This window comes from Collinsella sp. AF37-9, from assembly GCF_003475115.1.
Classification (GTDB): Bacteria; Actinomycetota; Coriobacteriia; order Coriobacteriales; family Coriobacteriaceae; genus Collinsella.
On sequence record NZ_QROQ01000019.1, the window covers coordinates 23,804 to 48,144 of the forward strand.

The 24,341-nt window shown below is 59.9% G+C and carries 17 protein-coding genes; 2 read left to right on the plus strand and 15 right to left on the minus strand.

Going from position 1 to position 24,341, the window contains the following annotated elements:
• Positions 1-147: 147 nt before the first annotated feature.
• Positions 148-1,905, minus strand: a complete 1,758-nt coding sequence (locus tag DW024_RS06735) for an ABC transporter ATP-binding protein (RefSeq protein ID WP_118377296.1) — start codon at positions 1,903-1,905, stop codon at positions 148-150.
• Positions 1,906-3,729, minus strand: coding sequence for an ABC transporter ATP-binding protein (locus DW024_RS06740; RefSeq protein WP_199576944.1), 1,824 nt, complete (start codon positions 3,727-3,729; stop codon positions 1,906-1,908).
• A gap of 114 nt (positions 3,730-3,843) precedes the next feature.
• Here DW024_RS06740 and DW024_RS06745 point away from each other — a divergent pair, with 114 nt between their 5' ends.
• Positions 3,844-4,197: a hypothetical protein gene (locus DW024_RS06745; protein ID WP_118377297.1), complete on the plus strand. Its 354-nt coding sequence runs from the start codon at positions 3,844-3,846 to the stop codon at positions 4,195-4,197.
• 69 nt (positions 4,198-4,266) lie between these two features.
• The gene (locus DW024_RS06750; protein WP_147352062.1) at positions 4,267-4,848 is read left to right on the plus strand and encodes a helix-turn-helix transcriptional regulator; all 582 of its coding nucleotides are present in this window, start codon (positions 4,267-4,269) and stop codon (positions 4,846-4,848) included.
• Between the two features lie 350 nt (positions 4,849-5,198).
• Here the strand turns inward: DW024_RS06750 and gatB are convergent, their stop codons facing one another.
• The 13 genes from gatB to moaA all read right to left on the minus strand — a co-directional run bounded on the left by gatB (position 5,199) and on the right by moaA (position 24,046).
• Positions 5,199-6,875: an Asp-tRNA(Asn)/Glu-tRNA(Gln) amidotransferase subunit GatB gene (gatB, locus tag DW024_RS06755; RefSeq protein WP_118377299.1), complete on the minus strand. Its 1,677-nt coding sequence runs from the start codon at positions 6,873-6,875 to the stop codon at positions 5,199-5,201.
• The gene (gene gatA, locus DW024_RS06760; RefSeq protein WP_118377300.1) at positions 6,875-8,389 is read right to left on the minus strand and encodes an Asp-tRNA(Asn)/Glu-tRNA(Gln) amidotransferase subunit GatA; all 1,515 of its coding nucleotides are present in this window, start codon (positions 8,387-8,389) and stop codon (positions 6,875-6,877) included. Before gatA ends, gatB begins: the two co-directional genes overlap by 1 nt.
• Entirely contained in the window at positions 8,389-8,700 is a 312-nt protein-coding gene (gene gatC, locus DW024_RS06765) for an Asp-tRNA(Asn)/Glu-tRNA(Gln) amidotransferase subunit GatC (protein WP_055250987.1), read from the minus strand. The genes gatA and gatC overlap by 1 nt, the downstream gene beginning before the upstream one ends.
• A 345-nt stretch (positions 8,701-9,045) precedes the next feature.
• Positions 9,046-9,963 (minus strand): class C sortase, encoded by a 918-nt coding sequence (locus DW024_RS06770; protein WP_158551003.1) that lies wholly within the window; start codon positions 9,961-9,963, stop codon positions 9,046-9,048.
• A gap of 143 nt (positions 9,964-10,106) precedes the next feature.
• A complete protein-coding gene (locus tag DW024_RS06775) occupies positions 10,107-11,075 on the minus strand; it encodes a hypothetical protein (protein WP_158572175.1) in 969 nt (322 codons plus the stop codon).
• 513 nt (positions 11,076-11,588) lie between these two features.
• Positions 11,589-13,334, minus strand: coding sequence for a SpaA isopeptide-forming pilin-related protein (locus DW024_RS06780; protein ID WP_158572176.1), 1,746 nt, complete (start codon positions 13,332-13,334; stop codon positions 11,589-11,591).
• Between the two features lie 114 nt (positions 13,335-13,448).
• Positions 13,449-15,119 (minus strand): SpaA isopeptide-forming pilin-related protein, encoded by a 1,671-nt coding sequence (locus DW024_RS06785; protein ID WP_118377303.1) that lies wholly within the window; start codon positions 15,117-15,119, stop codon positions 13,449-13,451.
• A complete protein-coding gene (locus DW024_RS06790) occupies positions 15,112-17,616 on the minus strand; it encodes a Spy0128 family protein (protein WP_118377304.1) in 2,505 nt (834 codons plus the stop codon). The genes DW024_RS06785 and DW024_RS06790 overlap by 8 nt, the downstream gene beginning before the upstream one ends.
• A 168-nt stretch (positions 17,617-17,784) precedes the next feature.
• The gene (locus tag DW024_RS06795; RefSeq protein ID WP_118377305.1) at positions 17,785-18,474 is read right to left on the minus strand and encodes a hypothetical protein; all 690 of its coding nucleotides are present in this window, start codon (positions 18,472-18,474) and stop codon (positions 17,785-17,787) included.
• A gap of 504 nt (positions 18,475-18,978) precedes the next feature.
• Positions 18,979-19,800, minus strand: a complete 822-nt coding sequence (locus tag DW024_RS06800) for an HAD family hydrolase (protein WP_118377306.1) — start codon at positions 19,798-19,800, stop codon at positions 18,979-18,981.
• Between the two features lie 210 nt (positions 19,801-20,010).
• Entirely contained in the window at positions 20,011-21,291 is a 1,281-nt protein-coding gene (locus tag DW024_RS06805; protein ID WP_158572177.1) for an MFS transporter, read from the minus strand.
• A 393-nt stretch (positions 21,292-21,684) separates the two neighbouring features.
• Positions 21,685-22,986 (minus strand): molybdopterin-guanine dinucleotide biosynthesis protein B, encoded by a 1,302-nt coding sequence (gene mobB, locus DW024_RS10415; protein ID WP_118377308.1) that lies wholly within the window; start codon positions 22,984-22,986, stop codon positions 21,685-21,687.
• Between the two features lie 4 nt (positions 22,987-22,990).
• Entirely contained in the window at positions 22,991-24,046 is a 1,056-nt protein-coding gene (moaA, locus tag DW024_RS06815) for a GTP 3',8-cyclase MoaA (protein ID WP_233541352.1), read from the minus strand.
• Between the last annotated feature and the right edge of the window lie 295 nt (positions 24,047-24,341).

Consider the following 24,341-nt stretch of genomic DNA (forward strand, 5'->3'; position numbering starts at 1 on the left):
CCGAGTAAACAAGTTTGCTCGAGCACGCTTTTGAAATATCTCAATTTTATCTAACTATCTAGGTCAGCCATGGCTAACCTTTTGAAAATTAACGATGCGGAGTAACCGATTGTCAATGTGACAAAGGGACTGTCCCTTTGCCCCTTCTTACAACTGCCAGGTAGCTGCTTCCTTTTGCAGCGCCACCATGCGAGCGAATTCTCCACCTGCCGCCTTGAGCTTCGCCGGAGTGCCCTGCTCGGCTACCACGCCATCCTTGAGCACAACGATCTTGTCGGCATTTTCCACCGTGCGCATACGGTGGGCAATCACGATAACCGTCTTGCCTGCAAGCAGGCGGGAGAGCGCCTGCTGCACCACGGTCTCGTTCTCCACATCCAAGCTCGCCGTCGCCTCGTCCAGCAACACGATCGGCGCGTCTTTGAGCAGCGCACGGGCGATGGAGATACGCTGGCGCTCACCGCCGGAGAGTTTGGAGCCGTTCTCGCCAATCATAGTGTCATAGCCCTGCGGCATGCGGCTTACGAACTCGTCGCAGTTGGCGGCACGCGCGGCGGCAAGCACTTCCTCATCGGTGGCATCGCGTCGGCCAAGACGAATGTTACCCATCACCGTGTCGTCAAAGAGCAGCACGTCTTGGAACACAATGGCGTAGTCGCGCAGCAGCACCTCGGGGTCCACGCTCGCAACGTCTACGCCGCCCACGGTAACCGTACCTTCGGTGGCATCCCAAAAGCGTGCGGCCAGGCGGCTCACCGTGGACTTACCCGAGCCCGAAGGACCGACCAGTGCCGTGACCTCGCCTTCCTTGGCGGTAAAGCTCACATCGGTAAGAACTTTCTCGCCGGCGCGGCCGTCCTCGCCCGCACCATAGCCAAATGCCACGTGATTGAACACCACATCGTGGCCTACGGGCTCAAACTGCTCGCTGCCCCGCGCCACGGGCTCTTCCATGATGGAACGCATGCGCTTGGCCGACGACTCGGCGGCAAACAGCTCGGACATCAGCATCAGCGCCTGATCAAAGGGCGCATAGATGCGGCTCACCATAAGCAGGAAGGCAAACATCATCAAAAAGTCGACCTGGCCGGAGGCGACCATCGCAGCGCCCGTGACCAACGTGGTGGCAATCCCCAGGCGCAGGATGGCAAAGGCGGAGTTGACCAAAAGCCCATTGGCGAGCTCGCCCTTGGTGGTCTCGCGCTCCTCGGCATCGATCACGGCGTTGAGCCCCTCAAGATAATGAGCCTCCTGGTTGGTGGCGCGGATCTCGCGCACGCAGTCGAGCGTCTCCTGGATCGCCTCGGTAACCTTGACCTTCTCGGCACGCACATGGTCGAACACCGGGATCATGGGGCCGCGCGTCAGATACAGCACGGCAAAGGCCACGGGAACGCTCCAAAACGCCGCAATCGCCAGCTGCCAGCAAAAGAACAGCGACGCCACGAACACAATGACGCTTGCGATGATGGCACCCCAAAGCTCTCCCAGCACGTGGCTGTAGGCGTGCTCCATGGCCTGGACGTCGCCCATAATGGTCTCGGTTAAATCGGCCAGATCACGACGGCCAAAAAACGACAGCGGCAGCTTGCGCAAGCGCTCGGCGATCTCCATACGCTGCTTGCCGCACTCCTCGTAAAAGATGCAGTAGGTGTAGTAATACTGCTGCCAGTTAGAGGCAAAGAGCAACACGAAAAAGACCAGGAGGCCGCCCACAATCGGCAGGGCATCCGGCAGGTCGGCACCGGTGGCGAGATGTTCGACAAAACCGGCCATGACCAGGAACAATAAGCCCATGCCGGCCATGGTAATGAGATTGGTGAGCGCGGTCCAGAAAATGCCGCGTTTTACGCCGGCGACGCCTTTATCGGATAGGAAGTACTTCTTTTGGAATGAGGCGAACATTTAGGCCTCGCCTCCCTTCGTGACGGCGGCATCCGCGGCAGCAGTGATCTTCCAGCTCGCGGCCTGTTCGTATTCGGCCCACATCTTGGCGTATAGACCGTTTTGGGACAGCAGCTCGGCATGGGTGCCAGTCTCCTGCACGCTACCTTGGTTGAGCACCACGATCTTGTCGGCCCCCACCACGGTCGAAAGCCGGTGCGCGATCATAATGACTGTGCGACCCGCCGCCAGCTTGCTAAAGGCACGCTGGATGAGCGCCTCGTTCTCGGGGTCGGCAAACGCCGTGGCCTCATCGAGCACCACGATAGGCGCGTCTTTAAGGATCGCGCGGGCGAGTGCTACGCGCTGCACCTCGCCGCCCGAAAGATATGCCCCTCCAGCACCGAGCATGGTGTTAATACCCTGCGGGAGCTTGGCCACAATGTCGTCGCACTGAGCTGCGGAGAGGGCCGCACGCACTTCGTCGTCAGTGGCCGTGGGCTTGGAGGCACGCACGTTATCGGCAAGTGTTTGCCGGAACAGCTGGTTGGTCTGGAACACGAAGGCAACCTGGTCCATAAGCTCGTGCGGGTCCATGTCGCGAACGTCCACACCGCCTACGAGCACTCGACCCGAAGAAACATCCCAAAAACGCGGGATCAGGCTGGCGCAGGTTGACTTACCGCCGCCCGAGGGACCCACCAGGGCGAGGGTGCTACCCGCGGAAACGTTAAAGCTCACATGGCTAACGGCAGGTGCTTCGGCACCCTCGTACGTAAAGCTCACGTCCTCAAAGCGCACATCGCTGCCAGCAGGGTGCTTGGGCTGGGCAGGCACGGAGAGCTGCTTGGAATCCATAACGCTTCGGATGCGCGCCAGCGAATCGGCACTCATCTGAGAGGCCTCGCCCACAAACATGAGCTTGGTCATGGCCGTCGGCACCACGGCCGAAAACATCGCGTAAAACGTGAAGTTGGCCATAAAATGCGCGAAGTCCGTCTCGCCCGGCGCCAACAGCAACGCCACGGGCAACAGGAATGTCACAAGACCATTGAGCGCGGCAAGGTTGAGTACCTGCGGACCTCGGCAAAACGTGCCCGCATAGCTTTGTGCCATGTCGGCGTATTCGGCGATCGCGTCGTGGAACGCCTTAAAGGAATAGACCGTCTGCTGAAACACCTTGACCACGGGAATGCCGCGTACGTATTCGGTACCGGTCTTGTTCATCTTGACCAGCGCGCCCATGTAGGCCTTCATGAACTCGGCGCCCTTGCCGCTCATCATGGTGGCCATGGCGCCAAGCGAAACGGCGACCGAGATAAGGCATGCCGCGCCCAAGCGCCAATCGAGGGCGAAAAGCAGCACGAGCAGACCTGCGACCATGGCGGTGGCGCCGGCGATATCGGGTAGCATGTGCGCGAGCAGGGTCTCGGTGGAGGCGGCGCATCCGTCTACGATACGGCGCAGCTCACCGGTGGCGTGTGTGTCAAAGTAGCCAAGCGGCAGCTTAAGCAGGTGCTCGCTCGTAGTCTTGCGAATATTGGACGCGCAGCGAAACGCAGACAGGTGCGTGCACATGAGCCCCACGAAATAGACCACGATGCTTGCCAGCGCAAACCCCACGGCCCACCAGCCATACGTCGCGATGCCGCAGGCTTCGCTCCAGTTAGGCGCCACGGCGATCAGATCGCGCGCGACAAGCCAAATGCACACGTACGGGCCAAAGCTCAGCAGCTGCGAGAGCGCCGAGAGGGCCATGCCCAAATATGTTAGGAATTTGCGGTCGCCGGCATATGCAAGTAGCTCGCCGATACCTCCACCTTCCCTTTTTGATCCCTTTGCCATGAGATTCCTTTCTAACGGCTTGAGAGTTAACCGTAATGAACTTATCATTGATGTGTTAGCCATGGCTCACAATCGAGCCAGGCGTGGACGTTTCTGCAAAGGAAAGGGACGCTTTTGCAAATACGGCGGGCAGCGACCGACATAACCGAGCTCTACGCACCGCAGTTTGAGCAGTTTGGCCTGGAGCTTACCGGCAAGGGCGCCGTCTTTACCGGCGAGGTGGCAAACGATCGGGCGCACGGACGCGCATGGATCATGCCCCTCTCCCCCGCCTGCATCGTTATGGAGCATTACATTACCCCGACGCACGATATGTACCTGGCCGAATACACACCCGAACCGTACGCGTGCGTGAGCGAGGTCAGCGCGCCCACGCTCATGTGCATGCCCGAAGCCGGCATAACGCCTGCGAACCTTAAACCCCTGCATGGACCGTGGCCAAACAATGCCGTGTGCAGCTTTATCTAAGATAACTGTGGCGAGGAGTTAAGCCCACTGTTTGCAGGGCGGCTCTATCACTCGCGCTCGGTGCTCTTTTTGCCTGGATATTTTGACGAGCTGGAGCACCGCTATCCCACCGAGTTCGCAGGGGTCTTTGAGGCGTTTGCCGAACCATGGCACGAGGAGGCGACGTCTGCCATCTGCCACACGTTGCGCCGGATTAACGAGGACCGCGCCCGCACCGCAGGCGGACACGTCTATATGCAGGGCATCGTGGAGACCATGGTCGCGGAGCTCGCCTGTTCGCGCGCGGCCCACAAGCAGGCGCAGCAGGCGGCAGACACACGCGTCAGCGTGACCATTGCCGAAGAAGCAACGGCAATGATTGAGCGCACGCTCGACAAAGGCAGACGCGTGGGTATCAACGAGGTGGCCGAGAGGCTCTACACAAGCCGCTCCAAACTATGCGCCACCTTTAAGGCCCAAACTGGCGAGTCCCTGGGCGCCTACATTCGCAGACGCCGTATGGAGCGAGCACAGGACCTTTTGGCCGACAGCTCGCTGACGATAGCGCAGGTGGCAGAGCGTCTAGGCTACCCTCAGCAGGCCGCCTTCGCCCAAGCCTTCAAGCAACACACCGGCACCACCCCCACCGCTTGGCGCTCCCAGCATATATAGAGAATGAGGGCGCCAACGGCGCCCTCATTCACCAAATTCAATCCAGCCCACCTGACCCGAACGGCCGAGTCGTTGCAGAACCGAGGGGCCGGGCGCAGGGCCTTGCTTCTCAATGAGTTCCCTTCAAAACAATGGGCGTGCCGACGGCACGCCCATTCACTCTATTCCATTCAGCCCACCTGACCCGAACGGCCGAGTCGTCGCAGAACCCGGGAGCCCCGGCAGGGCGGGTGCTTGCTCAAAATGAGTTCCGCACGCAAAGAAGGCCACTAAATGTGGCCTTCGTCTTGCGCAGGACTGTTCGAAATTTTGAGGAAGCACCCGCCCTGCCGGGGCTCCCGGGTTCCCGCTTACGAGAGCGACGTTCTCAGCAACTCGTTGAAAAGCTTCGGGTTGCCCTTGCCGCGGCTCGCCTTCATGCACTGGCCCACCAAAAAGCCGATGACCTTCTGGTTGCCGTCACGATACTGCTGCGCCTGATCGGCACAGTTTGCCAGTACCTCGTCCACAATCGGCTGCAGTGCGCCGGCATCGCTCACCTGACGCATGCCGCGCTCGTCAACGATCTTGTTGGGGTCGTCGCCGGTCTGGGCCATGGCCTCAAAGACCTCGTGCGCCTGATTGGAGCTGATGGCATCGGTCGCCAGCAACTTGGCAAGAGCGGCCACCTGAGCCGGCGCAATGCCGGACTCGGCGAGCGACACGCCCGCGCCCTTAAGGTAGGCGATCATCTCGTTCACCAGCAAGTTTGCAACCGTCTGGGCCTCCTTGCCAGCCATACCGGCAGCAGCCGCCTCAAAGAACTCGGCAAACTCGGGGTCGCCAGCAATCTGCTCGGCGTCGGCCGTCTTAATGCCAAAGTCGGTCTCAAAACGGGCGCGCTTGGCATCGGGCAGCTCGGGGATCTCGCCACGGCAGCGGTCGATAAACTCGTCGTCCAAATCGAACGGCGCCAGGTCGGGATCGGGGAACAGACGATAGTCGTCTGCCGTTTCCTTCACACGCATGACCACGGTGCGCTTGCGGCTGGGCTCCCAGTGGCGGGTCTCCTGATAGATGATGCCGCCCTCCTCGAGCACCTCGGCCTGGCGGCAGATCTCGTAGGCAAGGCCGTCGTGCAGGCTCTTAAACGAGTTGAGGTTCTTGAGCTCGGTCTTGGTGCCCAGCTTGGTCTCGCCGCGGCGGCGCAGCGACACGTTGCCGTCGCAGCGCATGGAACCCTTCTCCATGGAGCAGTCCGAGATGCCCAGCGTCACAAAGATGCGACGGAGCTTCTCCATAAACAGGCGCGCTTCCTCGGGCGTGCGCAAGTCGGGCTCGGTGACAAGCTCGATGAGCGGCGTGCCGCAGCGGTTGTAGTCGACGAGCGACTCGGCCGCGGCGGTAATGCGGCCCTCGGCGCCACCCACGTGGACCATCTTGGCGGCGTCCTCCTCCATGTGGATGCGCAGGATGCGGATGGGCACCGTGTAGGAACCGTCCTCGCGACGCTCGGGCATCTGCAGGTTGGACGCATCGTAGCTGGCCAGATGGCCGGCGCGCTGGTTGCCCTCGCGCATGGTCGATGTCATGGACGTGGACAGGCCCTCGGCGTTGGCCGAGGCGCTTGCCAGACTCTGGGCCTCGGCCTCGCCAAACGCGCAGTCGGGGCGCTCGGCGGCACCGCGACCGGTCACGTCCAGGTCCAGGTGACCGTACATGGCAAAGGCGACCGGACCCTGCGTGGTCTGGAAGTTCTTGGCCATATCGGGATAGAAGTAGTGCTTGCGGTAGAACATCGAGTGGCGCTGGATCTCGCAGTTGGTGGCCAGACCCGCCTTGACGATGCTCTCGATGGCGCGCTTGTTGGGCACCGGCAGGGCGCCGGGCAGGCCCAGGCACACCGGGCACACGTTGGCGTTGGGCTCGTCATCGTGGCTGAGCTTGCAATTGCAGAACATCTTGGTATCGAGTGCGGTGAGCTCGGTATGGATCTCCAGGCCGATCACGGCCTCCCAATCCTGCAGGACCTCGGAAAGCTCCTTCATTACAGCTCGCCTCCCTTCCCGGCAAAAGCGGGCGCGACGGAAAGCGCGGGCGCACCCGTGGCGGCATCGGCAAAGCCGCGCTCCAGGGCGCGGGCAAACGTGAGCAGCTGACGGTCCTTAAAGGCCGGACCCACCAGCTGGGCAGAAACGGGCAGCTGAGTATCCTCGCCCAGGCCCAGCGGCACCGAGATACCGCCGTTGCCGCAGATGTTGAGCGAAATGGTGTACAGGTCGGAGAGGTACATCTGCGTGGGGTCGCTGATCTCGCCAAACTTAAAGGCCGTGCGCGGCGAGGCGGGCATGAGGATGGTGTCCACCTTGGCATACGCGGCGTCGTAGTCCTGCGTGATGAGCGTGCGGGCCTTTTGCGCAGCGTAGTAGTACTTGTCGTACACGCCCGAGCTCAGCAGGTAGGCGCCGAGCATCTGACGGCGCTTGGCCTCGGCACCAAAGCCGTGGGCGCGCGAAAGCGAGCTCTGGTCGGACAGGTTGGCGCAGCCCTCCTCCTGGTAGCCGTAGCGAATGCCGTCGAAGCGGGCCAGGTTGGAGAACGCCTCGGCCGGGCCGATGACGTAGTAGGCGGCGATGGCGGCGTCCAGGTGCGGCAGGTCGACCTCGACCAGCTCGGCGCCCTGGTTCTGCAGCTCCTGGGCGGCGCGCTGAACAGCGGCCTTGACCTCGGGCGTCAGGCCCTCGGCCTCCATAAACGCGGGGATGATGCCCACGCGCTTGCCCTCGATGCTGTCGTTGAGATGCTCGGTAAAGTCGACGGCGCAATCCTGGCTGGTGCAGTCGTACGGATCGTGGCCCGCACCGGTAAGCGCGTTCATGGCCAGCGCGACATCCTCGACCGTGCGGCCAAAGGGGCCCACCTGGTCGAGCGACGAGCCAAAGGCAACCACGCCGTAACGGCTCACGGCGCCATACGTGGGCTTAAAGCCCACCACGCCGCACAGCGACGCCGGCTGGCGGATGGAGCCACCGGTGTCCGAGCCCAGCGAGAGCGCAACCTCTCCCGCGGCGACGGCGGCAGCGGAGCCGCCCGAGGAGCCGCCGGGCACGCGCTCGGTATCCCAGGGGTTGTTGGTGCGGTGGAAGGCCGAGCTCTCGGTGGAGCTGCCAAAGGCGAACTCGTCCATGTTGGCCTTGCCCATGGGCAGGCAGCCGGCGTCGAGCATGCGCTGGACGCAGGTGGCGGTGTAGACGCTCTGGTAGTCCTCGAGCATGCGGGAAGCGCAGGTGGTGCGCGTGCCCACGAGGTTCATGTTGTCCTTAATGGCCAGTGGCACGCCCGCAAGCGGGGGCAGCGGCTTGCCTGCGGCACGGTCGGCATCCACGCGCGCGGCGGCCTCGAGCGCAAGCTCGGGCGCCACCTGCAGGAATGCCTGGACCCCGCCCTCGCGCGCCTCGATGGCGGCAAGGGAGGCCTGGGCCACCTCGGTAGCGGTAAAGTCGCCGGCGGCAACGCCCGCGGCGATCTGGGCGGCGGTAAGGGAATCGAAGCTCTGCGCCATTACTCGCTCTCCCCCTCTCCCAAAATGGACGGCACGCGGAAGTAGCGGTCGCGCGCGCTGCCGGCGTTTTCGAGCGCGACGTCGAGCGGCAGATCGCGCTCGGGCTCGCGCAGGTCATCGCCCATCACGTTGGACAGGCTTCCGATGGGATGGAACGTGGGCTCCACGTCGGGCAAGTCATATTGCAAGACGGGCTCGAGCATCTGGACGGCGTCGTTCATGTAGGACGTCATCTGGGTGAGCTCGTCATCGGTCAGTGCGATCTTTGCGTACTCGGCGATGCCGCGCACGTCTTTCTCGCTGAGTGCCATAGGCGCTCCCTTCCGCATAACAGTTAAACCGCTCTAGTATACAAGGCACCGCCGCTTGGAGCAGGTGCTTTACCCAAATGCAGCGAAAACGTAACGTGGGCGGCGGCTGGCAGGCAGCGGGCTGGCGGTTCTGCAGCGAAACCGCACCGTCCATAGCGAAAACCGTCTCGCCCGCAACGAAAACCGTCGCGCCCGCAACGATAACCATCCCGCCCACAACGAAGACCATCACAACATTCGACGCTTTTCGTCAAAATCGAGATTTTCATCGAATATTGTGATGGTTTGGAAGTCCCGACCACCACAAAAATGCCTGTCCCCATTGCGGTGGTTCTGGAGAATGTCTTATGCCGAGGCCTTGGCCTTTCGGCGCTTGCGGACCGCGTGGATCACGATGTCCAGCAGCAACAGCACAATGGCAACGACCACAATGAGCACGGCAAACTCGCGCTTGCCCCAGTGGCGACCGGCCAGCGACTTTTGCTTGTCGACGTCCTTCTTGCTGTACTTGGTGCGCACGCAGTGCACCAGCAGACGGTGGTCGTTTACGCCGTAGGGCGTGCAGGTGACGAGCGTCACTTTGTCGGCGCCCGGCTCGATGGTCAGCGACTCCATCTCCTCGGGCAGCACCACCTCGGAGTCCACCATCTTGTAGGCGAGCGTCTTGTTCATGGTGTGCAGCAGCACCAGGTCGCCGGGCTCCAGCGAGTGAATGTCGTCGAACATGCTCAGGTTGCGCATGCCCGAGTGCGCGGTGAGCACGCAATGCGTCGAGGTGCCGCCCACCGGCAGGCTCGTGCCCTCCAGGTGGCCGACGCCCGCCATAAGGACTTCTTCGCTCGTGCCGTGGTAGATGGGCATGCTCACGTCGATGGAGGGGATTTCGACCCAGCTCATCATGGGGTCGCGGTCAAAGATAAGCTGCTGGGCGTAGGGCTCGATCTGGTCGGCGGGAAGCTCGGTGGCCTCGCCCGCCAGCTGTTCGTTAAAGGAGCGTGCCTGGAGCAGGATGCGCTCGCGCTCCTCGGCAGACAGCGCGTCCACGGTGCTGGACACCGTGCTGATCTGGTTGAATACGCCCGATGCCTCGAGCCGGTCCAAGATCCACGGCCAGGTCATAAGGCCCACGCCAATAAGGATGATGACGATGGTGATGAGTCGATCGGCCCAGCGCGGCAGTCGCTTGCGACGGCGCTTGGGCTTTGGTTGAGGTTTGGGCTGAGGGCTTGAGCCGCCGTTGTCCGCGGCGTTATTGCTCTTCATATGTTTGGCGCCCTGCACCATCACCAGTCACTCCTCTACAACTCAAGTTGTCTAAACAAATAATAGCCGATTAGTGAGCTTCCGCGCCGGACAACGCAACTAGGACCGAAACGCCGCCTACGGTTCGAATTCTCGGAGACCTTCTACAGCGCTTCTTGCCATGGATATTCCTTTCCAAACATGCGATCGACTTCGAGCTGAATTCGCTCATCGTCGATTGCCGCCAAAGATAGCGCAAGCGAAATGTCATCGACGCGGGAGGAGTCGGCAAACACGGGTGCATAGCGCCACACTTGGATCATCGCCGTTTCGTTATCCGGCAACTCCCCGTCTGCAACTTCGAGGTCGCTCAGTTGACGCCATGTACTTCTTAAGACGGCCTTTTGTTCCATGCCCGGCGCAGCGAGCATCGAACGCGCAGCGAGCGCCGTCTCCCCGGCGTCAACAAGATAGTCGATCTGCGGCGTCTTCCTTGCAAAAAAGACCTTCGAGACAGGCGAGGAGAGCTCTGCCATGTGCTCACTGAGCAAAAGATCAACAGCAACAGGGAACACGACGACACGTCGCTCGCGACGCTCGCGCCTCGCGAGCCCCCTGTAAACAAGCTCGGTTATGGCCTCACTCGCGCGGCTTGCCGAAATCCCAAGCGCACGACAAAGGTCATAGGGACGATATGGCTCCTGGGCTGCTCCCCAGATTGCGGCAGCCTGCGCGTTGGGTGACATCTTGGTCGCGTGATTGCGAAACCGGACACTGCCCCTCTCCGTGCAGGCCGTGCCCATAAATGGAAGAAAAGCCTGTCTGCCGGGGCAAACAAACGGAATCCCTTGTGCGACCAATGCTTTGCGCTGACGTGCATCGGCATCAGGAAACGAAACGACAACAGGAGTCTCCGCGCGCAAGGCTAGCTGACTATAGACTCTCTTAGCCTCGGGAAGCCCGACGCCAGTAGGCAAACTTGCAAGCAAAAACGAAAAACCGTTTGCGTCAACAGCGCGGACCTCAACCGCCCGCAGATGCAGCGGCAAGCGTGTGGATCCAGGCCAAGTTTTGGCCTTGGCGGAGAGGCCTAGTGCTTCTTGTAAGTAGATTAGCGCTTCGTTCATTTCCATCATTTTCGTTTGATTCCAGTTTATATTGGAATTATACATAATTTTCGGAATTGACGAGATTCCTTTCGTGCATAGGCCAACATTTGAGTTTTCAGAATGTCCAGAATCGGCGGGGCGATTCGGGATACAATGTCAATAGAAAACGACGCACCCCGCGTAAGTACTTTGGAGCGCGGGCGGCCTAGTTTTCAGCTTTAGTTAAATGCCCGGGCTCCGAACCCCGGGCATTCTTATTTGCGCTTGTTACGGCGCAAATGCCTTCTACCGTCCGCACCGCGCGTGCGCCTACGGACCTTAAGCCGAACCTCATACGAGTCAAGAAACGCGATGGCGAACGTACCCGCATCGGGCAATGGAGCCTGGCTGCGTTGTCCAAAAAGAACGGGGTAGACTCCAGTGTGGAGTCTACCCCGAAAAGAGAATGGCGAAGCAAGAACGTGGATGGACGAGAAAAGTGTCCGCAAGTCTCATGGCCATCACATTCCACCCGCCAAAGGGATGGGTGAGCGAGCGTTACTCCTGCTCGGACTCCTCGGCCTGCTTACGGCTGCGGATGAGGTGCGCCACGCCGATGCACAGCACCGCGCCACCAGCAATCCAAGTGAAGGTCACACCGTTGAGACCGGTTAGCGGGAGGTTGGAGCCTTTCTTGTTCTTGACGGTGAGAGTAATAGTACCGTTATTAACGCTAGGCGTTTCAACAAGGTCAATGTTCGACTTGCTGGCAGAAACGGTCAGCTCGTTTTGTCCCTCACCCTGTTTGAGACTATCGGTGCCGTCCTCCTTGACAGTCGAGATTGTGAAGGTAAAGTCATCCAACGTGTTGTAGCCAGGGTTACTGCCCTCAACCTCGTGCACCGTGTAGGTACCGGCATCGAGGCCCTTTACGTTGATTTCACCCTTCTCATTAGTCTTGAACCTGTACTCGTCATCGCCAAGCGAACCGTTCTCATGAACATACTGCGTGCCCACTTTGCCAGACTCAAGCTCGTCAGCGCCCGTGGCCTTGATGGTAAACATGACGTCCTTGAGCTTGGTGTTACTATCGACAGAGTCTTCCTTGACGAGCTTAAGCGCATAGGTGTAGTCGCGGACGGTATCAGGCACGGACTCACCCTTGCCATCGCTCATGGGGTTGTTGGAGTAGATGAGCTTGACTTCGTTGGCGTTACCCGTACCGCCAACGGTAACCTTCTCAGCCTTCGCGGGATTGAGTTTAGCGGTGTAAGTGACGACGACTTTGGAGTCCTTGGTAATGTCAATAGCAGAGGAGCCATCCTTGGCGGTGACAGCCTTCAGATTATCAAACTTAACCGTCAGAAGATTATTGTTTTCAGTTGTATTGTAATTAACCGCGCCATCGGGAAGGTTAACCTCAGTTCCGGTCGCATCGTCATCATTCGCATAAACCGTAACCTTTACTGAATCTTCGTCGGCAATCAGACCGGCAGAGAGCTCGTCGCGGAACTCGTAGTAATAGGTATCGAACGTGGCAATGTTGTCGGCAACAGTGCCTGTCAGCCGATACTGAACGTCCTGGCCCATCTGAGAGTCTGCCTTGTCGGCCCAATTGCTATTGGGTTTGTCGTCCTTGATCTCCTTCGTAACCTTGGGGATGCCGGTTTTCTCGGTCACGGTTACTCCAGTACCACCTACGACGGCGAAAATCGGCGAGGTGCCCGTCTGTTTTTTGTTGGAATAGTCGTTCTGCGTACCGATGGAGTTATCGTCTGTCAGGAAGAGATAGTAGCCAGCGCTCTCAGTTGTAAAAGAAGTACCAGCATCGAACGCCGTACCTGACGGCTGCTCATACTTCTTTACAATGGCGGCTATTTTATTAAGCAAGTCTCCGTTCTTGACGATGACCCCTTTGCCTTTTTCAGACACGTAGGTGCCCAGCCAATCAGCAACATCCTGAGCAGAAGGATTTTGGGAGAGCTTGCTGCCATTGCTAGTATCAGCATGGATAGCAGCGACAATCTCGTCCTTGGCGGTTTGGCTCGCTATTGCCCAATCAACATCAGATGCGACTTTGCCATCTGCGCCATCTACGACTTTTGCCTTGAAGATCTGATACGGAACAAATTTCGTCTTAGTGGTGTCCTTGTTGCTCTGGCTCTGCTCGATGATGATGCCATTTGTCGGAGCCGTCACCGGATCATCTGCAAACGCCATGGTCACCGGGGCCATCACACCGCCGAAGCTCAACGCCGCCGTGAGGCCGGCGGTTACTGCCAGGCGTGCGATGTTCTTGTTCATGCTCATCTTCTTTTCCTCCGTTTTCCGTTTGGTTCTCATTCGATCGGTCATCATCTGTCTGTGTCTTAGCATCTACTTCGCTACGTCTCGCCCCGCTCTCTGTGGGGCTGCCAGCTACTCTTTATGGCTGCCACCTCCCCGCTTGACCAGGAGCGCGACCACGATGAGCGCGGCTCCGGCGACCGCTGCGGCGGCCGCGGCGTACATTGCCATATCGCCAGTCGAGGGCATAAAGCCTCCGGTGGTAATGCTAGGGGGTGTGCCGGTGGGCGTGTTGATGAGCGACGCCTCCAGGCTGCCCGTCGACCCGTCCGCGCTGTCGGCGCGCAGGGGCGACTCGGCAGTGATGGTGAGCTTGGGCTTGGCGGCGGCCACCTGGTCGACGTCCAGGCCCTCGGCCTTAACCGTCACGCAACGCGTGCCCTCAAAGGCGGTGTAGCCCTTGGGCGCCTTGAGCTCGCGAACCTCCAGCTTGCCCGAGTCCACGCCCGAGACGGTCACGCGGCCGTCCTCGCCCGTGGTGACGGTGGCCTTGCCTTCTGCATCCCACGTGCCGTCGGCCGCCAGTGTGCGGCCGCGGTCGTCGGCGATGCTCAGGACCGCCCCGGCAAGCGGCTTGTCGCCGTCGCTGCCGCGCTTGGTGAGTGCGAGATCCCAGGTGTAGGCGCACGCGTCGTCGCTCGGCGTGCGGGTGAAGCCGGCGTCGCCGGACTGGTCGGCAAAGGGAGAGCGCGGGTAGCGCAGGTAGACCTCGTTGGGGTTGCCCTTCGCGATGCCGTGGTTGCACGCGCTACTGAGCGGCGCATTGTACACGGCGACCACGCGAGCGCCCGCGGTGAAGGCGTCGGCCCCGCCGAGCGCGGCGATCAGGTCGCCGGTGCGCACGGTGAAGGTCTTGCCGTCAGCCGCTACCTTGGTGGCGCACTGGGCCGTGATGTCGGTCCAGCCCTTCGCGGGCTCGGTGCCGGCGCGTCCGTCCTTGCCGGCCGAGACGGCGTCGAAGCCGCCGTCCGCGCCCGCCGCCACGTACACACGCATGCTCGCGGCCACCTTGGAGGGGTCGAGCCCCGCGCTCATGGTGTCGACGAACCGCACCGTATAGGTGTCGTAGGCGGTGAGCCCGGCCGGGACCGTGGCCGAGAGGCGCCAGTACAGGTCGTCGGCGACCGTGGCGTCGGCGGCCTTCTGCCATGCGGCGGTGCTGTCCTCCAGCACGTGCTTTTGGACCTTGGGCGTCGCGGCCTTGGGCTTGACGGTGACGGCGCTGCCGCCGACCAGGGCCATGATCGGCGCGGTGCCGGCCTCGTTTTGGGAGATGGCGTCGTCTTTGGCGACGATGAGCCAGTAGCCACAGGGCAGCTCGGCCGTCGTGCCCGCGTTAAGGGCCACGGACACGGCGCCAGAGCTCTGGAGGGAACGAGCGAGCTGTGCGCTCAGCGCGCTCGTAAGGCGGGAATCGGTGTTGAGCCACTCGGCAGCTTCCTGTGCGGTGGTCTGGGAATTGGGCATGCCGGCGCTGTGCAACACAGGCAGCGCGGCGTCGCGCACGGCATCGCTTGCCCAGACAAGGTCGGTGGCGATCTTGGCGTCGCTGTCGCCGTCGACGACGTTGGCGTCAAAGATCTGGTAGGCGTCGTAGCTGCGCGCCACGGTGCCTGTCACCGTGATGGATCCGGTCGCGCTCGGCGCGGCCTGCGCGGATGCGGGGAACACAACCGCGCAGGTGCCGATCAAGAGGGCGAGCAGCGCAAACAAGATCGGGAAGGAGCAAACTTTCTTATTCACGACGCTCGCCTCCCTTCGCATTCGCCTTGCGACGAATGTGCATCCAGGCCGCAGCAGCGCAAAGCGCCGCCGCGCCGGCAAGGTACGTCAGAGTGACGCCCGACATACCAGAAAGGGGCAAAGATGTGGAGTAGGTGTTGGTGAAGGTGGGGGTGTCAGTCGGTTTCGCGCTCTCATGACCGCTGGCGTCGACCTCGTAGTAGAACGGCGTGCAGTTCAGATGTCCTTTGCCGTCATCCGTTGCCGTCACCACGACCTTGAAAGTCTTGGTGTCGTTGGTATAGCCCTTGTGGCTGGTGCCTTCGCCGGCGTCAGCAGCACATTCACAAATGTAATAAGTGAATGTTGCCTTATCGTCGTTGAAGTCGCTGACTTTGAGTGGTCCGATCTTCTGCTCGGCGAACGTCACCGTCTGCAAGTTGTTCGAGTCATCAGCGGTACTCTTTGTATCAAGCACCGTTTTCTCGCTGCCATCCATGGTATATAGCTCGAACTTGAACTTCTTCATCTCGCCGCCATCGACCTTCTTGGTCACCTGAGGTGTCCAAGTGCCTGAAGTCTGGTAGGGCGCAAGTTCGTTCGTAAACGCAGGTTTGGAGCTGTTGCCGATTTTTACGGTCGAGATTGTATTATCTTTCGGATCTACACTCCAGTTATAGAACTCAGGAGATTTACACTCGGTGAAGCCCGTTTCGCCTTCCCTTTTAACGGATACTGTGGAAGCGCTCTTATCAACTTCATAACGATTAATATTGATCCCCAAGAGGTTGGTCGTATTAAATGGTGTCGTACCAACCTTTATATGTATTTTGTAAATGGCCTTATCAAAGGTCGTGCCTTCCTCATTGATAGGGACTTCAACAAGGTAGAGGTCGTAATTGCCCGACTGGTAGTTCGCAGCCGTATCAATGACGATCTCTCCACTTTCATTAACGGTAACCTCGGACGTCGCCTCGCATCCGTTTGCGTTAAGTGAGCCGTCCGTATTCCAATACGGCTCCCCAGCTGAATCGGCGGCTTTACCCAACAGCTTGAACTTATAGCCGTGGCCCGTGAGGCCTTGCGGTTTGCCGTCCTTCATGAGGACCTTGTTAGCCTTGACCTTGATTGCAGGATACACGTCCAGGGAAGTAACCTCACCGACGATGAGGTCGCCGTTGGTCATGATGCCACCGCCGTGGGTGTAAGAGTAGTTACCGCTGATGATGGTCGTAGCCGCTGCCTGTGCATCAATTTTAGCCTGGTCGGAAGGATGAGCCTCAAGGCCAAACATGTACTTGGCCTCGGCGCCGCCATTAGGATCGATGGTGATTTTCTGGCCATCGCAGGTACCTTTCCAGCCAGCAGAACGATTGCCGAGCATCTTGCCAAGAACGACTGCGACCGTCTTATTGCTGCCCTTCTTGCGCACGAGGAAGAAATCCTTGTGACCCTCATTTTTGAAGTCATCGGTAATGTACTCAGAACCCTCAATATCTTTGTCCTGATCCTTGCCATCACCACCGGCGGAGAAGTGCTTGCCATAATCCGTATTGTTGTAGATTGCGGCACCATTTGAGTGCGAAACAATTGTCTCGCCCGTAGGGCAGGCACCGATGCCACCACCCCAGCCGCCGGCCTCATTATCAGTAATCAGCGTCTTTACGATGTTAAGCTTGCCGCCCTTCTGAATAAAGACGCCACCGCCGCCCCAGTCGCCACCACGACCTTTGGTGCTACCCGTATTCGTCTTATTGTTCGTAATGTAAACCCTGCCAGTATCACTGGCGTTAATTGTTGCCATCGTGCCGGCGCTGTCGCCGCCCGCGACACGCAGACCGCCGCCTTCGGCGTTATCGGCAACATTGCCGGCAATCGTACCGCCAGTCATTTTAAAAGTGATTTTCTCGATCTCGCCGTCGTTATCTTTATCATAAAAACCAGCGTAGACGCCACCGCCAGCCTCATAGGAATAGTTGGCCGTAACGAAGCCGCCCGTTAAGTTAAGCGTGCCATCGTGCGTACATGCAATGCCACCACCACCGAGCAGGCCATTGTTGCCAAGGTGGTCAATATCTGTGATGCGAGCATCGACTCGATTGTTGGTTATACAGGCAGAACCGCTAATGGTAACTTTTGCACCTTTGGTATAAACACCACCACCGTAGCCGCCATCGCGTGTGTTTTCACCATTATTGATAGCTTTATCATACGTTGCGTTGCCAGAGATAATTCCGCCCGCAAGGTTCAGAGTGGCTCCATTATCAGCAAAGACGCCGCCGCCGGCAGCTGCCTTGTTTCCCGCGACCACGCCGCCTGTCATTTCGAGGCTGGCATTCGCGCCCGTTATGCACAGACCACCGCCCCAGCCACCGCCGTTGCCGTTGGTGACGTAACCGCCTTCGATTTTGACCGTACCCTGAGAAAAAATCACATGACCGTCGTTACTCAGGTTGGCAGCCGTGGTAATCATGCCGCCCTTGAGATTGAGTATGCCGCCCGCTTCAACGTTGACCACATACTTTACGGAACCGCTTTCCGATGCTGCATCAATAGCGCCAAAGCCCGTAACGACATGCTCGTACGTAGTCTCGGTGGTGCCAAGTCTATTTGTATTGGGCGTGCTCTTAGTCTCATAGTAAGTAAGCCTCTTAGGAGTGCCGTTATTAGAGCCGCTTCCCCTTTCTCACTCCATACTCGCAGGCTGACCCGCCGACGCATTAGCCGTATCGACCGGTCTTGGTAAATCATTTGTTTTTTTGCTCAAATCCTCGATAGTGAGTGTGGCTCCGTTTTCGACCACAAAGAAGGAGTCTAAGCCGCCAGAACGGTTACAGAGCATGTTGCCGTTAAGATCGATGATGGTGTCTTTGGTGATTTTAATCTGCTGATCCGAATAGGCAGAACCCGTCAGTCGGAACTTGCCGCCGTCGGCGAATTTCTTAGAAACATCGTTGCTTACCTCGGTATAGTCATTGGCACTGACGGTGGCGGGAGCGTTCGCGTTTTCATCGTTATTCTCATCATCCGCAAGCTGTGCGTCGGAAGGCTGTGCGGCGCCCTTGGCCTCCACGCTATCGGCAGTCGAGCCCGCAGCAGCAGCGTCTTCGGTCGCGCCGCCCTCGGTCTCGCCGCTATTCAGCTTTTTGGTATCCCCGTTGTTGGTGTTGCCTACATCAGTAGACTCACTTGAGGAACCCCCCATCACAGTTTTCTCGGTAGAAACCGTCTGGGCATCGTTGGCAATGGCCTGCGAGATCGGGGGCATGACGAGCGACAGCACCAGGCTCAACACGGAGGCTCCGCACAAAACGCCTGCCAGTACACGGCGCGTCGCTTTATTACTCTGCTTAGATTTGTCCGAATTCGCTTTCATCGATGTCTCCTCCCCAAGAGACCGCGATCTTGCTCTTTCACCATCAAACGTATCTGCGCAATCTGTAATTGCGCTCGTTTAGTAATGCAATTATAACGATTGTTTAAACATCTGAGCAAATAAAACCGATAGTTTTGTAGTGAGTTCTCAATTCTCTTGACAATTGCTCGGATTTGCCTTCGTTTATTCGCTATCTATTTTTTGTTTCTGCTGGTAATTTAGTTGCGTATTATTTTTTAATGGCATTAGATTTATTTGCACAACATTTTGCTCAAGAGCAAACATCCTGTGAACGGTCGATAATTGACCATGAGCGGCAGGTCATTTACCGGGAGAAACACCCTACCAAACTGATGAGAATATCTTTAACCCATCGGTGGTTAGAAGCGTAATGTTCTGACGACCATATTTGAATTTGCGCGCAGATTTTAGGTATCAATTCGCCCAAATCGCCTGAGGCCGGCGCAAAGGCGCCTGCCCCCTTTGTGGTAGTTCTCCCCCGCGCTACAGCAGATGTTCCTCAATAAAGATCGCGATGCCGTCTTCGTCGTTGCTGGCGGTTACAAAGTCGGCGGCGGCACGGGTGGCGTCGCTGCCGTTTGCCATGGCCACGCCCACGCCGGCATCGGCCACCATGCAGGTGTCGTTATCGGCATCGCCAAACACGCAGATGTTCTGGAGCTCCATGCCGTTGAGTTCCGCCACGCGCACAAGGCCGCGCGTCTTGGACACGCGCGGATCCATGAACTCGTAGAGGCGCTGGGTGGTTTGCAGGGCAGCCGCCTTAACGGTGTCGTCGGCGAGCGTCGATGCGCGCTCGATGACCTGCGGCATCACCTCGGGCGCCATGGTAAACATCACCTTGGGCTGCGGATCACGCAGGAACTCGGCAAAGTCGACCACCTGGTAGGGTACGCCGTCGACACGCGACAGGTGCTCGACGCACGCATTGCTCTCGGGCACGTAGAGCACGCCGTTCCGGGGGCAAACGGGCGTTGCCGGCAGGTCTGCCATGTGCCCGCAGATGCGCGCGATGGTCTCGCCCGGCAGCGGGTAGCTCAGCTCGTTGATGCCGTGCGCGCGGTCGATGACCTCGGCGCCACCGCAGCCCACCAGCACGTCTACCAGGCCTTCGATGCCCCAGAGCTCGTACATGGCCTCGGTCGCGTGGGCGTCGCGCCCGGTGCACAGGCCAAAGAGCACGCCGCGCTCGCGCAGGGCGCGGATCGCCGCCACGGTGCGCGGGGACACCGTGTGCTGGCTCGTGAGCAGCGTGCCGTCGATATCGCAGAACACGGCTTTGATGTGGCTGAAGGTGGCGTCCATGGGGGCCTTTCTGGGTTGTGCGGCGGTGTGGGGTGTATTCGCAAACGGCGTACATGGTATACCAAGGCGCAGGCGCGGCCCGTCAAAGCAAAAACCACCACAAAGGTGCCTGGCCCCTTTGTGGTGGAAGTGACGTTTGCGGGCCAAACCATCACAACATTCGATGTTTTTCGGCAAAATCGCGATTTTCATCGAATGTTGTGATGGGTTTTACTGCCTTGCGGCACGATCAAAATGCCGGCGCCCAAACAGCAGCAACGCCGCGGGGACTGCCGTCACGACCATGCCTGCTCCGATGAGCGTCTGCTGCACGCCAAACGTCGCCGCCAGCCACGGGGCAATCGCCAGCGGGGCCACGCCGGCAAACATATTGCCAAAGCCCATGACCGAGTTCACACGGCCGAGCTGCTCGAGCGGAGCCGTCGTTTGCACGATGGTGTTGTGGAGCGGGTTGACGACACCCCAGGCTATGCCCAAGGCAATCTGGCCGACGAGGGCCACGCCCACGTACGGCGTCCCCACATAGAGCAGACTTCCCAGGCCCACGGACATGAGCGCCACGAGCAGTGTTTTAAGGTTGACCAGGTGCGGCGGCATCCGAAGCGCAACCACGGCGCCCAGCACCGCGCCCACACCGCAGGCCGACGAGAGCCAGCCCATCCACTCAACGCCGACGTGCAGGACATCGCGGTAGAAGAACGACTCGAGCGGATCGAAGGCTCCGTAGCCAAAGTTCGAAAGAAAAATGATGCAAAACAGCAGGGCGAGAACGCTGTTGGTGAAGACTGTCTTGATGCTGGCTGCGAAGGTAGCGCGGGCGGACGTGCTGGGGTTGGAGCTTCGTCCCGCACGCTCCCCTTCCTCTGCCGAATCGGCATCCGCATCCCCGGCGACATGGCTGGTCTGCGGCCTAAAGCCCCAACCAACGACGAACGCCAACACGGTAGAGAGCATCATGAGCACGAAGACCGCGCGCGACGACGCAGCCGCCGCGACAAAGCCGCCCAGCATGGGGCCAACAATGATGCTCACGTTTGAAAACATGGCGATGGCGGAGTTGATGTCTTTGAGCTCGACGGGGTCGTCGGTGAGGTAGGCCGGATAAGATGTGGCGATGGGTTGGGCAAATCCCATCGTAAAGCCTAGGAGCACCGCGCCGAGCAGGACAATGCCGGTCGCACCACCAAAGGCAATGATTGCCGTGCCGGTTACAAGCGTGCCGACGATGCTCAGCAAGAAATGACGGCGCGGACCCCAGGCATCGAGCGCCGCGCCGCCCGCAAAGGATCCCAGGATCACAAAGACGTTCATGAACAGGACGGCCAGCGATGTCGCGACGACCGAAGCGTCATCCGTATAGGTGAGCGTTCCGATGACGCCGATAAAATAACTGGTCTGAAAACCGGTGTAAATGAGAAAGCGCATGGCCACCAGGCGTTTAGCCTGCGTGGACAGCGATGATTGAGGTTTTGAGAAAAGAGAGACGAGCATGGAGACTCCTTGTTTCATACGAATACGGGCGGTGGGTATTCGCCACCGTCTGTCAAATCAATCTATCCGCATGAAACATTAAGGACGCATCGAGCCCCTTCTCTCCGTTTTCCGTCCGTCATGAACTACTTGGTAGATTGTAAGGCATATCCCAATAATCTACCAAAGCAAAAACCACCACAAAGGTGCCTGACCCCTTTGTGGTGGAAATGACGTTTGCCCAGATAAAACCTGCCAAAACAAACCTGTCCCTTTTTGGCATGTTATGGCAGCGCAGCGAGCCGGTTCCAAGTGCCCCAGGTCGCCCCGAAAGAGGAGCGACGCGTACTTTGGTACGCGAGCGACGGCTTGAGGGGCGAGATGGGGTGCTTGGGGCCGGCGCAGCGTCGACCCCTAAAGATGATCTTGGATAAGATCGCAGATGGCTCGGGCGTCGTTGATGTTGATGGCTCGGGTCGCAAAGCCGGCGTCGAAGGCCTGGCGCGCCAGGGCCTCGTTGCAGGCAAGGGCCAGCGTACGACCGTCGACCAGGTCGAGTGAGCTCTTGCCGCGCAAACGGTCGACACCCGAGCGCGCGACCACGATGCTGTCGAAGCCCTCGGTCTTGTAGCCCTCGATGATCACCACGTCGACATCGTTGTAGCGCGACAGCAGCTCGCGCGCAGGCATCTCGTCCTCCTCGCGCGTGTCGGCGTACTCCGCCCAGCGCGTGGCGCAGATGAGCCCCACGTGTTTGGATCCGGCTTGATGATGGCGCCACGTATCCTTAGCGGGCACATCGATATCAAAGCCATGATGCCCATGATGCTTGAGCGAACCCACGCGCAGGCCGCGGCGGGTGAGCTCGGCGATAACCTTCTCGACGAGCGTGGTCTTGCCCGAGTTTTGGTAGCCGATAAACGCGATCGCGGGGACGGCCGGGGCCGGAGCTGCGGGCGCGACGGCGACGGGTGCGCTTGCGGGCGTGGCACCGTCGGCGGCCACGGCCTCAACAGCAGCGGCCTGACGCTCTGCACGATCCCACACGCCCGAGCGGCCGCCTTCCTTGTGCAGCAGGCGAACGTCGACGATCTCCATGCCGCGATCGACCGCCTTGCACATGTCATAGATCGTAAGGCACGCGGCACTCGCGCCGGTCAGGGCCTCCATCTCGATACCCGTCTTGCCCGTCACGCCGGCCGTGACCAGCACGTGAAAGCCAACCTGCCCGTCCGTGCGCGCCGGCGCCCAGCCCTCGGGCACGTCCTCGGCCGGCGTTCCCGCCGCAGCGATGGGCGCAATGTCGCACTTACTCTTGGTGATAAGCAGCGGATGGCACATGGGGATGATGTCGCTCGTGCGCTTGATGGCCATAATGCCCGCCACGCGGGCGCAGGCAAGCACGTCGCCCTTTTTGGCGCGGTCCTGCAGCACCATGGCCTGCGTCTCGGGGTGCATGAGGATAGTACCCTCGGCGATGGCGATACGATGGGTCTCGGCCTTGTCGGACACGTCGACCATGCGTACCTCGCCCTTGGCGTCCACGTGCGTCAGCTCGTCGCGACGGGCGTCACGGGCGGACTCGGTGGCAACGCTGGCAGTCGGCTGCGCGGACGCGTCGGCGTTGCCAGCATTCGCCGCAGCCGTGACTTTGTGGGCAGACATCGCGGCCCTGCGAGCGGCCTTGGTGGCATCGGCGTACCTGCTCTTGGCCATATGATCATCCTCCGATTTGGGACATAAATCGTTGCGTGCCCTCAATTATCGCGTGTTCCTGCGGTTTGTGGGCCACGGCATCGCGCCAAATCGAAAGTACCTGCATATCATCACCACGACGCAGCGCCTCGCGCACCGAATACTCGGCATCGCTGAACAGGCACGGACGCACGTTGCCATCGGCCGTCAGGCGCAGACGGTTGCAATTCGCACAAAAATGGTTGGACATGGCGCTGATGAAGCCGACCGTTCCCGCCGCGCCCGGAAAGCGCCAATAGCGCGCGGGGCCCGCGCCGGCAGGAGCGTCGGTGATGTCAAGCGGTTCGAGCTCGCCCAGTCCCATCGCGGCGGCCCCGGCATTGACGCGCGCCCGCAGCTCGTCGCTCGGAACGGTATCACTCGCATCCCACAGCTCGGGATTGAACGCGGGCACATGCGGGTCCACAGCGCAATGCGAGCTCGTGCGCTCGTCGCCGATGGGCATGTATTCGATAAAGCGCAGGTGGATGGGGCGGTCGACGGTCAGTCGTGCGAGGGCCGCCACATCCTGGTTGAGCCGGCGCACAACAACGCAGTTGACCTTAACGGGCTCAAAGCCCCAAGCCAGCGCCGCGTCGATGCCAGCCATGGTCTGCTCGAGTCGACCCAGACGCGTGATCTTTCCAAAGAGCGTAGGGTTGAGCGTGTCGAGCGAGATGTTGACGCGGTTAAGGCCGGCATCTTTGAGCTGTGGCGCCAGCTTGGGCAGCAGGGCGCCATTGGTGGTAAGCGAGATATCCTCGATCCGCGGAATCGCGCGGATGTCGCGAATGAGCGGAATGATACGGCGGCTGACCAGCGGCTCGCCGCCCGTCAGGCGCACGCGACGAATGCCTTCCCCCGCTACCAAGCGCACAAAACGGGCGATTTCCTCGGCGCTGAGCAGCTCGTCGTGTGCACGGGGCGCCACGCCATCGGCCGGCATGCAGTAAATGCAGCGGAAATTGCACTTGTCGGTAACGGCAATGCGCAGGTAGTTGATATCGCGACCAAAACCGTCATGTTGCACGTGCCCGTCCACGCAGCCCTCCCCTCACGCAGCGTTTATTCTTCGGAAAACATAATACCCCACGGAAGAATCATGCCGACACCCGTACGACAGGACAGGTTGCTTTGAGCAAAACGGACTTTCCAAGCCCATCCTCAACACAGACCATCACAACATTCGATGCTTTTCCCGATTTTGGCAAAAAACGTCGAATGTTGTGATGGTTTGCCTGCCCACGGCACCCCGCAGAAGGGCCAAAGCGCCCCTAAAGGCCACCGTCCCGGTGGCGCGCGCAGACGTGGTGTAAGAGCGTCCCGAGGTCCGTCGC

What these genes read in the sequence shown, in the direction of transcription:
- DW024_RS06735 (WP_118377296.1), bottom strand. Translation starts at nt 1,905, where the DNA reads ATGTTCGCCTCATTCCAAAAGAAGTACTTCCTATCCGATAAAGGCGTC.
- DW024_RS06740 (WP_199576944.1), bottom strand. Translation starts at nt 3,729, where the DNA reads ATGGCAAAGGGATCAAAAAGGGAAGGTGGAGGTATCGGCGAGCTACTT.
- gatB (WP_118377299.1), bottom strand. Translation starts at nt 6,875, where the DNA reads ATGAAGGAGCTTTCCGAGGTCCTGCAGGATTGGGAGGCCGTGATCGGC.
- gatA (WP_118377300.1), bottom strand. Translation starts at nt 8,389, where the DNA reads ATGGCGCAGAGCTTCGATTCCCTTACCGCCGCCCAGATCGCCGCGGGC.
- gatC (WP_055250987.1), bottom strand. Translation starts at nt 8,700, where the DNA reads ATGGCACTCAGCGAGAAAGACGTGCGCGGCATCGCCGAGTACGCAAAG.
- DW024_RS06770 (WP_158551003.1), bottom strand. Translation starts at nt 9,963, where the DNA reads ATGAAGAGCAATAACGCCGCGGACAACGGCGGCTCAAGCCCTCAGCCC.
- DW024_RS06775 (WP_158572175.1), bottom strand. Translation starts at nt 11,075, where the DNA reads ATGGAAATGAACGAAGCGCTAATCTACTTACAAGAAGCACTAGGCCTC.
- DW024_RS06780 (WP_158572176.1), bottom strand. Translation starts at nt 13,334, where the DNA reads ATGAACAAGAACATCGCACGCCTGGCAGTAACCGCCGGCCTCACGGCG.
- DW024_RS06795 (WP_118377305.1), bottom strand. Translation starts at nt 18,474, where the DNA reads ATGAAAGCGAATTCGGACAAATCTAAGCAGAGTAATAAAGCGACGCGC.
- DW024_RS06800 (WP_118377306.1), bottom strand. Translation starts at nt 19,800, where the DNA reads ATGGACGCCACCTTCAGCCACATCAAAGCCGTGTTCTGCGATATCGAC.
- DW024_RS06805 (WP_158572177.1), bottom strand. Translation starts at nt 21,291, where the DNA reads ATGCTCGTCTCTCTTTTCTCAAAACCTCAATCATCGCTGTCCACGCAG.
- mobB (WP_118377308.1), bottom strand. Translation starts at nt 22,986, where the DNA reads ATGGCCAAGAGCAGGTACGCCGATGCCACCAAGGCCGCTCGCAGGGCC.